This window comes from Vibrio floridensis (genome assembly GCF_021852965.1).
GTDB classification, from domain to species: Bacteria; Pseudomonadota; Gammaproteobacteria; order Enterobacterales; family Vibrionaceae; genus Vibrio; species Vibrio floridensis.
Genome location: NZ_JAKGCY010000001.1, coordinates 344,669 through 356,963, shown reverse-complemented (window position 1 = coordinate 356,963; position 12,295 = coordinate 344,669). Strand labels below are relative to the sequence as shown.

The following is a 12,295-nucleotide window of genomic DNA, read 5'->3' as shown; positions in this document are numbered from 1 at the left end:
GTTAAATTAATTAAATAAGTTATTATGCTATTTCATTTAACGTAATTAACTTACCACCAAAGATCAGCTTGGAAGCCAACAATAAAGTCATCCTCAGGTTTGCCTGAAACCTCATTTAAATTAGTCCAAGATTTCGGTAAATATGAGGCTAGCAGTCTAATTTCAGGATTCACTCCGACAGAGGTTGGCAAAATAAACGTTGGTGCAATGGTTAACTTAGATTGGTTCCACGAACTCCCGCCCCAATTGTTGTATGCGTAGCCCACTTCACCTTGAACGTAAAAATGAGAACTAACAGGCACTGTCATTCTTGTCATTGCAGACAACCAGTAGTTGTAGTCGCTCTGTGAACGAGCATCCCCTGACGCCATATGGTTATACTGACCTTGAATGGATGGGAAAAACCCGACTCCGTTATCAAAAGTGTAGCCCCCCCAGAGCATCACTCTTGCAGAGGTATCATCATCCTCAACTTTTGAAAGGAGCTGACGCGCATCGCCTGCCGCTCCCCAGTCGTCATGCTGCCCCTGAGCTAAAGAGCCGGGAGCATAAGCGTTGTAGTCCGTTATGGTGCCACCTAACAAATTGCCAGCACCCAAGCCTTTACCAGCTTGAGCGATAATATTGGAAAAGCCATTGCCAGATAAACCAAAGAAACTCGACATCTTATAAGTCAGTGTCAAATCAAAACCGGTTTCAGCCCACTCTTTCCCCTGTGCATCCCAGTTGTCTGGCATTGCCTTTAATAAAGCGGATACTGAGAGATTATCAAAACTGGTTCCAATATGGATTGCATGGAGAAGATTATTTAAGTTAGTCTCATTATTACCAACTTGTGCTGGAGAATCTGCCCATCGGTCTGTATTTTCGTCATATCGGTCACTAGCTATATAGGCAAGGTCAAATTCATTGCCAAAAAGACTTAAATCCGTTAAGCCAATTCCGATACCGGACATATCTGTGTAAAAGAAGTCGGTCATGAAAATATAATTATCACTCTTACCATATTCTCGCTTACCAGCCCAAAACGTGCCCGTTGGTGAAACACCTTTTAACTCGACAAACGCATTAGTGATCGCGGCATCAAATCCATCCGCGCTGGAAGATAATCCTGCTTCTTTCCCTTTTGCTCCGACACCAAAATTAATACGGAAATTTCTACCGTCGTCAAAATCCCAATTGCTAACAAGGTTGGCTTTGTAATCGTTGTCGGCTTCAATGCCTAAACGACCTAATGTTTCCTTCTGACCAGCAAAATTAGAGCGTTTTAGATCATTTTCAACACTATTAATCACACCAGCACGAAAATATCCATGAAATTCGATGCTACTCATCTCCGCGGCATGCGCTTGAGACGCGAAAACAAGTCCTATAGCAACGCCGAGCGTAAGTTTCGATTTTATGAAGTGAAATTGATTGACCACTGTGGTTCTCCCTTTTGTCCCTTAGCCATTGATTGCTAGGCGATCACGATTGGATTAAACGCTTTCGACTTTGGCAACCCAAAAAGAAAGCGCTTTCTTTTTGTTTTAAAAAAAGAGCGAGAAAACGAACCAAGAAGACAGAGCGCTCTCGCTAAGCGACAGAAATAACATTGACAAACCCATAGTTCACAATGTTCTCCGTCGATAAAACCATTCTAGAAACAAATAAGGATGAAAAACGTGAGCGCCACCAACAAGCAAGCGCTTTCTTTGTGCATAGATCACATTATAATCCCCTGCAACACGGTTAAATTGCTCAAAGCGTGAACATCCGTTCTCGCAGGGCGTTATGCAGTTCAGAGTTTTGCTATCTTCGCCACCAGAATTCTAGGCGAGAGAACATCGCGCAGGTACACTGTCCGCTTGAACTCAAAAGGCAATATAAGGGGAGTTCCATTGATCACCATTAAAGAAGTATCCGAGCTGGCGAATGTCTCTCAATCAACGGTTTCAAGAGCACTCAATAACCATCCAACGGTCAAAGAAGCCAATCGCAAAAAAGTCTTCGAAGCGATTGAAAAGCTAGGCTACAAACCAAACGCCTTTGCACAGGCGCTAGCATCTAGCCGTTCTAACAGCATTGGCATGTTGGTCGGCTCGCTAGACGGCCCGTTTTATGGCCCACTGATGCACCATGCCGAAGACACGGTAAGACAAAACAACATTCACTTGATCGTCACCAGTGGTCAAGAGTCTCACACCAAAGAGCAAGATTCGATCAACTTCCTGCGCTCAAAGCAGGTGGACGGTTTGATTGTGCATTCCGATAAGCTCTCTGATGATGAACTGATTGAAGTGGTTGAGCGTCAAAGCGCCACGATTGTGTTGAACCGCTACATTCCTGAAATTGCCGATCACTGTATTTTTATCGATAACGAACTCGGTGGGTATTTGGCGACTAAGCACCTTTTGGAACATGGCCACAGCAAAGTGGCGTGCATTACTGGCCAGCTAAGCAAAGGCGACAGCCGCGATCGCTTACAAGGTTATCGCAATGCACTGGCTGAGTTTGGTATTGCCTATGATGCCAATTTGATTGTCGAAGGGCGTTTTGACCATCAAGGCAACCACGAAGCGGCGCGCCGTCTGCTCGATCGCGATCCACAAATCACCGCCATTTTCTGCCAAAACGACAACATTGCCCTCGCGGTTTATGACGTGGCCGCAGAACGCGGATTGGCGATTGGCGACGATCTCTCTGTGGTCGGTTTTGATAACGATACCCACAGCCAGCACATTCGCCCACGCTTAACCACGGTGAACTTCCCGGTGATGGAAATGGGCTGCGAAGCTGCCAAAGGGGTCTTGGCTTTGGTGAATAAACAGAGTTACCCATTAAAGCACAAGCTAACGCCAGAACTGGTGGTGAGAGATTCGGTGAAACCACATCAAGCGGCGGCCAAGTAGCGCAAGCTCGACTCTCACAATCCTTGCCGTCAGCGAAATCCGTAGCGAGCTTCCCTGCGCCTTGGCTTTGCTCACTGGTTCCTGCGCTGACTTTCGTGACTGACACACAGAAAAAGAACCCCACCAAAAGGTGGGGTTCTTTATTTCTCTCACCTGGCCTCTATCGCGAGGCCAGGTTTCTGTTTGAGTGGCTAGTTAGCTAGTTGGCTAAGCGCTTAAAGCTTAACGATTAGCCATTAGCCGCGATACAGCATCGATTCTGGCAAGCTCACCACCACTTTTTCCACCTCGCCAGTGCGAGCGAAAATTGCTTGGCTGATGCGCTCATCAAGCTCAAGTTGCTCAAACAACTGCACGCTGTCGTCACGCATCATCACTTCAATGTGCCCTTTATCCTGCTCGCTGAGCTGGTAAATGAACGGCACTTGGCAGTAAGTGAAGGCTAACTGACCCGCTTCCACCACGTAGCTGCGTTTCTCACCAGACACACCCAGACAACTAAAGGTGGTTGCTTGAGTGAGGAACTCTTGCTTTCTCAATAGCGTTGGCTGAAGACCAATGCGCTGCGCGTTAACCTCAATACCCAGTTCGGCAAAACGCGTTAGCACTTCTTCTTTCACTTGGCCCGTCATGCCAGGCTGCTGCGCACCAGCGTGCTTTGGCGTATGCGAGTATGGGTCGGTTGGGAACGCGCCGTAATTTTGTGGCGTTTTGTTAAAGCCAATGCCCTGACGAACGCGGTAGTAGTATTGCGCCAACTGCTTGGTTTCTTCGCTGTTTGCGTCTTGTTCCAATGCAAACTGGTAGTTCTCTTGCACCGCCAGCAGCAGTTTAGAGACCATATGCCAGTAGATACAGCCCAAACCTTCGTAGCCAAACATGGTGCCAGAGCGGCCAGTAAACGCACGGTGGTTAAACACCTGCTCATAAAGGGCATCGAGTTCGTCCCACTGCTCTTTGCTAAGCTCTGGGTAGTCCATTTTCACTTGGGCAACCGCGTTACGCAAACCATCGACGTTTTCAAACGCAGCGTGGAAATGGCAATCGCCCTGGATGTCGCGCTGCACAATGCGTTGGTCGCCCTTGGCCAGCATTTCACTGATCACACGGTTGGTTTCCACTTGTGCAGGCGCAATGCGGTTACGCGCGACGAACGCCGGTAGTTCGCGGTCTGGGTAGAGCATGAAGCTTTGCTGATCGTCACGGTACATTTCGCTGCTAAACAGTTTGTCTAACAACTCAACGGCTTGTTTCGGTGTCAGCACGCCCGCGCTCAATACCGCCACTTGCCCTTCCAGCATTGGGTAGAGATTTTCGATATTTAAGCTTTCACCCGAGTAAGTCAGGATGTTGTAGGCGTTGTACAAACCGTCTTCACGCAAATTGTTTTCGATGCTCGAATCAAGCACCACAAGGCTCGCTTCCAACAGTTTCTCGAGTGCACTTTTCTCCACTTTGGTTTTGCCTGAGAAACCATTCATGCGGTAGACGCGTTGTCTGAACTCATCAGCGGATTTTTCAAGCAGCGTCAAAATTGCTTTGCGTGTTTGACGGTTCACCGTGCCTTGGCGAATCTCTTTGGTCGCGTCTTGCAAAATGCGGGTGATGGAGAGCATCCAATCAAACACTTCTTTCGACATTGAGACAGAGGACGGCAGTTCACTCATCAATCCCTGCAAGAAAGCCACATAACGGCGCATGTAATACAAAGTCACCATCGAAAGGCCATTGCCGACAATCGCGTTGTTGGCATCGTTCCATTCCGGACGCTGAGTGTTAAGCCAAATCCCCCCATCCAGCACCAAATTGCTCAGTTTCGACAGCAAAGGCACCAGCACTTTTTCGCACAAGTTCACCATGTAAACGCTGTCTTCCCCTTCGAGGATCAAACGGCCATCACTGCCCAGCTTCGCCACTTTTTCTTCGATACGCTTTTGCAGTTCGTGGTTAAACGACACCGTGTCTTTTGGATTGGCGAACAACTTGTCCACACCACACAACTCGTAAGGGACATTGGCGTAGCTAAACAGATCGCTGGTGAGCAACTCGCAGAGCTCTTCACGCTGATATTTCTTCGCCAACTCGAGGAATTTGAGCAAATAGATGATCTGGTGATCGCCCCAGTAACCGATGTTGCTCCACGGATCATCCGCTTCCAGCAGTTCCCAATCGATGCCTTCTTTGGTGATGCGATACGGGTTGTAGCCATCCATGGTTGAGGCGTTAACAAACTTCGCCATGAATGAAGAGATGAACCCCGGATAGCTCAACGCCAATGCTTCCCAGTTTTGGAAAATGTCGCGCCAGTTGCCTTGGTAAGAGAGTAAACGCTCACCTTTGTCATCTTTGAGTTTGATTTCGTAGTGGTTCCAAGGACGGCTTGGGTCACCATGACGACGGCCAAACGTCAGTGGCAAGTATTCGTAGCTCAAACGCACCAACTGCGCATCGCCAGTGAGCTTTGCCAGACGAACCAACTCTGCATGAGTGAAACTCTCAGGCAGGTCGGCAAAGAAGGTTTGCTGGCGCGCCACCACCTGTTGATTGGTTTTGCGCATGGTTTTCAGCACATCTTGCTTGTCGAGCTGGTAGTTGTTTTCAATCACGCCGCCACGCATGCTGTTGAACAGTACGTTGGCGTAGTGGTGCACAAACGTGGTCTCTTCTGCGGTCACTTGCCATGCGTCACCGCCGGACATCAGAGCAACCAACTCTTGCTGATTTTGCGCGATGCTCGCTTCGATCTGCTGTTCCACATTCGCTGGCGTCGCAAGTTGCTGCTCCAGAGCGCGCACATCACAATGGTTTTTGTCGATATCGGCGACGATCAGCCAATGCTTGCTCTGCCCAGCTGGCAGCTTGATGGTTTTGTTGATCAAGTAACTGCCGCGCACGCCACGCGTCAGTGGCTCATTGACAATCGGCTCACCACAGCGGAACGCGCCGAGCTGTTCGCTGCTGAGAAGAATTTGGCCGTAGTCGTTATCAATGCTAAACACCGTGGTCGCCAACAGTGATTCGGCAGGCTCTGCGCGGTCACTCAACTTAGCGTACATGGTGTAAAGCGCCAGTGACGTGCCTTCCACTTGTTCATTCCACTTGTAGGCATCCACTAAGGCACTGCGCGTTTGTAACGCTGCCAATGGTGCGCCCGATGGCAACAGGTTTTGTAGACCGTCGAGAATATCCAGCTCACGATCTTGACCAGAGAGATCGCTGATTTGCGCGCGGCGAACAAAGCCAAACTCATCGCTGCTGGCCCAAGCGTATTGGAATTTCAGCTTTAACGTGTGGTTAAGCTCTTCAAAAACGATTTTGTCACCAACGCTGTTTTTGTAGAGATTGCGCTCGACTTGGTACAAGCCATCGTGGAAACGGTTGAACGGTTCCCACAATACCCAACGGCCGTCTTGCTGTACGCGGACAATGGTTTTCGAGCCCGTGTTTTCCGCGCTTTCATGAATATGATCCACAGACTTGTAGGGAAAAAGAGCATTTTCAGGACGAATTCGGCCAGCCGACAAACTGCCTGTTGATGAGATAAACAGCCAATGGTCGCTGGACGAGACCACGCTAATGAAAAATGGGGCCATTTTGTCAACGTGGGCAATTTTGTAGTAACGCTCACCGAGCAAATCGACAAACGAACCTTCAACGTTCTGATTTTTTTGATGTTCTAGCTTCATAATTTCATTCCAACAAAAAGAAAGCGCTTTCTTTTTCGCTTTTTTAAAAAGTTAACTGGCCATCACCCAGCGAGGTGATGGCAACGAGCAAAGTGGTTGTCAGCGATTTGCGTCGGCTCTGGCAGAGAACGCGTACACAACTCGGTGGCTTTAAGGCAGCGAGCCGCAAATGGGCAACCGACACTGCTTGGCTTCCACAGTGGAATTTCACCTTTTTTCGCCTGCAGCTCGCGTTTGCCCGCCTTGCCCACTTCTGGCACGGCAGAGAGCAGCAGTTGCGAATATGGGTGCTGCGGATTTTGCGTCACGCTATCGCTGTCGCCCCACTCCACCATGTGGCCGACGTACATCACCGCGGTCTTCTCAGCGAAATAACGTGCGGTTGCGATATCGTGAGTGATGTACATAAATGAGATACCGTGCTTGTCTTTGAGATCCGCCATCAAGTTCAAAATACCTAAGCGAACAGACACATCCAGCATTGAGATGGGCTCATCGGCCAAAATCACTTCAGGGTCAACGGCAATCGCACGCGCAATCGCCACACGCTGGCGCTGGCCGCCACTGAGTTCGTGCGGGTATTTTTCCGCCGTCTCTTTGGCCGGTGACAAACCCACCAATTCCAACAGTTCATACACTAACTTAGGAATCGCCGCTTTATCGGCACGTTGGTGGATCTGCAATGGGCGCGCAATGTGGTGGTAAATGGTGTGCACTGGATTGAGTGAACCAAAGGGGTCTTGGAAAATCATCTGCACCTGGCGCGCGTATTCCAGCTCACCATTTTCTTTGATGTAATCGGCCAGCGGCTGGCCTTTAAACGTCACTTCCCCCGCGGTTTTCTCGTAGATGCGGGTGAGAATACGCGCCCCCGTGCTTTTGCCCGAGCCGGATTCGCCCACAATCGCCAGCGCTTCACCTTTGCGCAGCTCAAACGACACATCGTTTACCGCGCGCATCAAATTGCTTTTGACCGATTGGCCCAGCGGGAAATCTTTCACCAGATTCTTGATCGAAAGAATCACTTCAGGTGTGTTTACTTGTTGCATGTTTCCGCTCCCTACACCAAATGACACGAGACTAGGCTGCCGTTATCGGCACGCATTAAACGCGGGTCTTGCTGCTTACAAACCAACGCACAGACACCGCAACGCTCTTGGAAATTACACCCTGTCGGGATGTTGAGCAGGTTCACTGGGTTGCCCGGTATACCGTAAAGGCGCTCTTTCGGCCCGTGAATAGTCGGGAACGATGAGATAAGCCCTTTGGTATAAGGATGCTGTGGATTGCCAAACACTTGCTTCGCTTCGCCCAACTCAATAAGGTTGCCTGCGTACATCACGCCGATGCGATCGGCAATTTCCCCCATCAAACTCAAATCGTGGCTGATGAACAAAATCGAGAAGCCAAACTTGCTCTTGAGCTCGTACAGCTCGTTGAGGATTTCACGCTCAACCACCACATCCAGCGCCGTAGTTGGCTCATCCATGATGATCAGTTTCGGCTCAAGCGCCAAAGCAACCGCAATCACCACACGCTGTCTCATACCACCACTGAGTTGGTGCGGAAAGCTGCTCATGCGATCGCCGTGAATCCCCACCACTTTTAGCAGCTCCACCGCACGCTCATAAGCTTGTTTGTAAGGGATTTTACGGTGCGCCAAAATCACATCCGTAAGCTGCTCACCAATGGTGATCACCGGGTTGAGCGAGTTCATCGCACTCTGGAACACCACCGAAACATCGTTCCAGCGAAAATCGCGCAATTGGCGATCGTTCATCTTCAGCACGTCTTGCCCTTTGTAGAGGATTTCCCCCTCCGAGATCAGCGCTGGCGCTTTGTGCAGACGCGAGATGGCGAAAGCTAAGGTACTTTTACCACAGCCCGATTCGCCAGCCAGTCCGAGCGTTTCACCTGGTGCGATGGTTAAGCTGACGTTGTTCACTGCGCGCGCCACGCCATTCGGTGAGACGTAATCTACGCACAAGTTATTGATTTCAAGTAACTGACTCATAGTAGACCTCGGCGTTTATCGGCTTGCTTTTTCAATTGATGCCACAGTTTGATGTGTGGGCCAGTGCGCAGTTTCGGGTTGCTCACTTGGTCGATGGACATGTTGATCAGCGCCAACGCACCGCCAGTAATCGCCAGTGCAGACGCAGGTACGAGCATCTCCCACCATGCGCCAGTGTAGAGTGACGAGGAGGTTTGCGCCCAGTAAAGCATCGAGCCCCAGCTCACTTCAGTTGCGTCACCTAAGCCTAGAATGCCTAGGCCCGCTTCCGCGCCCATGGCGTAAATCACGGTGCCTAAGAAGCCACCAAAAACAATGGAAACAAGGTTTGGCAGGATTTCGACCAAGATGATGCGAATTTTTGACTCGCCCATCACTTCCGCTGAGATGATGAATTCTTTATTTCGAATCGCCATGGTTTGCGACCGTATCACGCGCGCCCCCCACGGCCAGGAGGTGATGCCGAGCAGAACCGTAATGACTAAGGAGCCCACTTGACCAAGAAAGGCGGCGAGCACAATCAGCAAGGGCAGCTGTGGGAACACCAGAAAAACGTTGGTCAGAAAGTTAAGGCGCTCATCGATTTTGCCGCCGAAGTAGCCGGATGAAACACCAATGATCACCGCTAGGCTCATGGCAATCACACCCGCGGCGATCGCTACCGTGAGTGATTTGCGCGCGCCGTGCAGCACTTGGCTGTAGACATCGCGGCCACTGCGCGTGGTGCCAAGCACGTATTCTGCGTTTGGTGCCACATGTGGGCGAGCAACGCGCTTTTCAGGGTTGTGCGTCGCCAATACTGGCGCAAACAGCGCACCGCAGAGAATGATGGTCAGCAACAAGCCACCGATAATGGCGGGCGGGTTGCCATAGAAAAATGCGTAAATCTTACCCAGTGTTTTTTTCGTCTTTTTCCACGAGAAACGAGGCTCACGAGCAATCATTTCACTTGGTTCGGACGCTTTATTAGTATTGATTATCTTGTCCATGGTACACCTTAATTTGAAATGCGGGGGTCAAGCCAAACGTAGAGCAGATCGGCAATAAAGTTCGCCGTCAGTACTGCGGTAACGAGAATCAACAAGATGGCTTGGATCAGCGGGTAGTCACGCGCCACAATCCCTTTCAAGAGAATGTTGCCAAGCCCTTGGTAGTTGAACACCACTTCCGTCATGATCGAGCCAGCGAAGGAGAAACCGATCGCCATCGCAATGGCTGTCGCCACTGGCAAAATCGCGTTGCGGCCAGCATAGCGGTACATCACGCGGAAACTGCTGAGTCCTTTCGCTTCCGCCATGGTGACGTAATCTTCACCCAACACGTTGATCATCGCGTTGCGCATGTTAAATACCCACGTCGCGATGCCAACCACCACCATCGAACCCACTGGAAGCACCGCGTGTTTCGCAACGCTGGCAATAAATTCCAGGTTAAAGCCCGGCTCTAACGCTGGGTCGTAGGTGTACGCCAGCGGCAGCAATTCCATCTTCAAACCGAAGAAGTAGAACAGCAGCAGCGCAGTGACGACATAAGGGAAGTTACTGATGAAAGCCAGCACTGGTGGCACCACTTGGCCAAATAGGCCCTGACGATGATACGAGGCGTAAGTACCAATACTGACACCAATGATCAGCGCCACAATCAAAGAGCCCAGCGCAAGGAACATGGTCCATGGCAGCGCCATGGCAATCACATCCGACACGCTCACAGGGAACATCAGTACCGAAGGGCCCAACTCAAGCGTAAACACGCTTTTCATGTAAGCCAGATACTGCTCAAACAGGTTGCCATCGACAAAACCATACATCTCACGAACTGCGTCCATCTGAGCGGGGTCCATTCGACCTTGTGCTGCAGCAAAGAGGGCATCCACCGGATCCCCCGGCATCAAGCGCGGCAACATAAAGTTGAATGAAATCGCAATCAGGAAGGCAGTAAAATAAAAGCCAAAACGGCGAACTAAAAACGACATAACACACCTTTTAACCTAGGAGTCACCACCGTGGCGGTGACTCCTAACAATTGAAAACACAAATCCCTTATTTCAGGTGTAGGTTGTTGAGGATGATCACGCGCTTACCGCCGTCATACCACACTGGCTGTACATATGGGTTTTCTGCATTTGGCCAGCCAACAATCTTCTTGGTGCTGTATTGGAACCAAGTTGGGTTAGAGAACAGAGGAATGAACGGTAGGTTTTCCGCCGTGTATTCCTGCAGTTGTGAAATGATCGCTTCTTGCTTCTGCGCATCGCCGATTTTGCCGAAGCTTTCAATCAACTTGTCGATTTCTGGCGAGTTCACACCGTGGCCCGCGTGCCATGTTTTGCCGATACGCGATGTCGCGAAGTACTCTTGGTAAGCCAAAATTGGGTTGGTGGCGACCATCGACCAGTTGATCGACATGGTGTATTTGCTCTCTTTCAAGTTGGCGTCATACACTGCCCAGTCAACGGTTTTCACGTTCGCTTTGATGCCGACTTCTTCGAAGTATTCCGTCACCATCTGCACCACTTGAATCCAGTCGGTCCAGCCGTTAACGACTTCGATATCGAACTGCACAGTTGAGCCATCTTTGTTGTCGCGGAAACCGTCGCCATTACGGTCAACAATGCCCGCTTCTTCTAGCAATTGTTTCGCTTTTTCAGCGTCATATTGCGTGAGATAGCCGTATTTTTTCGAGATTTGTGGATCGATGTGTGTTTTGTACAGTTCGCCAATGCCGCCAACATTGTAGTTCGGCGTTGGGTAGCCATACGCCGCAATATCAACGATCGCTTCGCGGTCAAGCGCGATAGAAAGCGCTTGGCGAACACGCAGATCATCAAATGGGGCTTTCTTGGTGTTGACGTAAAGGTGAATCGCATCGTTCGCTGGGTACCAGAAGTGGTTGTTGGCTTTGTCTTGCGCGACAAACGTGGATTCCACGTCAGCAATGAAGTTTGAACCCCAGTCGATTTCACCTTTGATCAACGCAGGTTGAATTTGCGAGTTGTCGTTGTAAGAACGGAAGTTCACGCAATCAAGGTATGGACGACCTTCAAGGTAGTAGTTCGGGTTGCGGCACAATTCCATTTGTTGCGGTTTAACGTATTTCACCACGGTCATCGGGCCGCTACCCACTGGATTTGGGTTGGTAAAGGTGGTTAAGTCTTCCACTTTTGACCAGATGTGCTTAGGAACAATGTGGTAACGCTCTAGGTTCCAAACAAAAGTCGAATCCGCTTCATTCAGGTTAAAGACCACCGTTGTGGCGTCTTTGGCTGTAATCGTCTGGAGATTCTTGCCTGACCAAATGCCTTTTTGGTCAAACGCTGGCGCGTCTTTGGTGAGCATAAAGCTGTAGACCACGTCGTCTGCCGTGAGCGGTGAACCATCAGACCATTTCAAGCCATCACGCAGTGTCAGAGTAATGGTTTTTAGATCGTCCGAGTAAGCAACCGATTTTGCCAAACGGAAATCCGTTTCACCGGTCATGTTGTTGAACACCATTAGAGGTTCAAACATCACGCCGTGTAGCAGATCTTTGGTGGTATACGGGTTGAAGTTATCAACAAACCCCGTGTTGATGATTGGCACGGTTAGCGTACCACCCTGTTTGATCTCAGCCGCTGTTGTAGCAGTTGCAGAAAGCATAAGACCGGCAGCGAGAGTTGCGAGCAGAGTTTTCTTTTGCATCACATTGTCCTTGTTTTAGTTACACCC

8 protein-coding genes are annotated in these 12,295 nt (G+C 50.0%); 1 reads left to right on the top strand and 7 read right to left on the bottom strand.

The features are described 5' to 3' along the window. Positions 1-50 precede the first annotated feature (50 nt). A complete protein-coding gene (locus tag LZU85_RS01460) occupies positions 51-1,424 on the bottom strand; it encodes a carbohydrate porin (RefSeq protein ID WP_231140527.1) in 1,374 nt (457 codons plus the stop codon). A 456-nt stretch (positions 1,425-1,880) separates the two neighbouring features. Between LZU85_RS01460 and LZU85_RS01455 the strand changes: the two genes are divergently transcribed. Beyond that, on the top strand, positions 1,881-2,891 hold the full coding sequence (locus tag LZU85_RS01455) for a LacI family DNA-binding transcriptional regulator (protein ID WP_011151563.1): 1,011 nt from the start codon (positions 1,881-1,883) through the stop codon (positions 2,889-2,891). 236 nt (positions 2,892-3,127) lie between these two features. On the opposite strand, the gene LZU85_RS01450 is transcribed toward LZU85_RS01455, so the two are convergent. The 6 genes from LZU85_RS01450 to LZU85_RS01425 form a co-directional block, all read right to left on the bottom strand. Next, positions 3,128-6,577 (bottom strand): hypothetical protein, encoded by a 3,450-nt coding sequence (locus LZU85_RS01450; RefSeq protein ID WP_237286183.1) that lies wholly within the window; start codon positions 6,575-6,577, stop codon positions 3,128-3,130. 62 nt (positions 6,578-6,639) lie between these two features. Further along, positions 6,640-7,626: an ABC transporter ATP-binding protein gene (locus LZU85_RS01445; protein WP_015727419.1), complete on the bottom strand. Its 987-nt coding sequence runs from the start codon at positions 7,624-7,626 to the stop codon at positions 6,640-6,642. An 11-nt stretch (positions 7,627-7,637) separates the two neighbouring features. After that, entirely contained in the window at positions 7,638-8,591 is a 954-nt protein-coding gene (locus LZU85_RS01440; RefSeq protein ID WP_237286182.1) for an ABC transporter ATP-binding protein, read from the bottom strand. Next, positions 8,588-9,580: an ABC transporter permease gene (locus tag LZU85_RS01435; protein ID WP_011082180.1), complete on the bottom strand. Its 993-nt coding sequence runs from the start codon at positions 9,578-9,580 to the stop codon at positions 8,588-8,590. The genes LZU85_RS01440 and LZU85_RS01435 overlap by 4 nt, the downstream gene beginning before the upstream one ends. 8 nt (positions 9,581-9,588) lie before the next feature. Beyond that, positions 9,589-10,563, bottom strand: a complete 975-nt coding sequence (locus tag LZU85_RS01430) for an ABC transporter permease (RefSeq protein ID WP_011082179.1) — start codon at positions 10,561-10,563, stop codon at positions 9,589-9,591. Positions 10,564-10,630: 67 nt separating this feature from the next. Then, positions 10,631-12,268 carry an ABC transporter substrate-binding protein gene (locus tag LZU85_RS01425; RefSeq protein ID WP_237286181.1) on the bottom strand — a complete coding sequence of 546 codons (1,638 nt, stop codon included), beginning with the start codon at positions 12,266-12,268 and terminating at the stop codon, positions 10,631-10,633. Positions 12,269-12,295: the final 27 nt, after the last annotated feature.

What these genes read in the sequence shown, in the direction of transcription:
- LZU85_RS01450 (WP_237286183.1), bottom strand. Translation starts at nt 6,577, where the DNA reads ATGAAGCTAGAACATCAAAAAAATCAGAACGTTGAAGGTTCGTTTGTC.
- LZU85_RS01445 (WP_015727419.1), bottom strand. Translation starts at nt 7,626, where the DNA reads ATGCAACAAGTAAACACACCTGAAGTGATTCTTTCGATCAAGAATCTG.
- LZU85_RS01440 (WP_237286182.1), bottom strand. Translation starts at nt 8,591, where the DNA reads ATGAGTCAGTTACTTGAAATCAATAACTTGTGCGTAGATTACGTCTCA.
- LZU85_RS01435 (WP_011082180.1), bottom strand. Translation starts at nt 9,580, where the DNA reads ATGGACAAGATAATCAATACTAATAAAGCGTCCGAACCAAGTGAAATG.
- LZU85_RS01430 (WP_011082179.1), bottom strand. Translation starts at nt 10,563, where the DNA reads ATGTCGTTTTTAGTTCGCCGTTTTGGCTTTTATTTTACTGCCTTCCTG.
- LZU85_RS01425 (WP_237286181.1), bottom strand. Translation starts at nt 12,268, where the DNA reads ATGCAAAAGAAAACTCTGCTCGCAACTCTCGCTGCCGGTCTTATGCTT.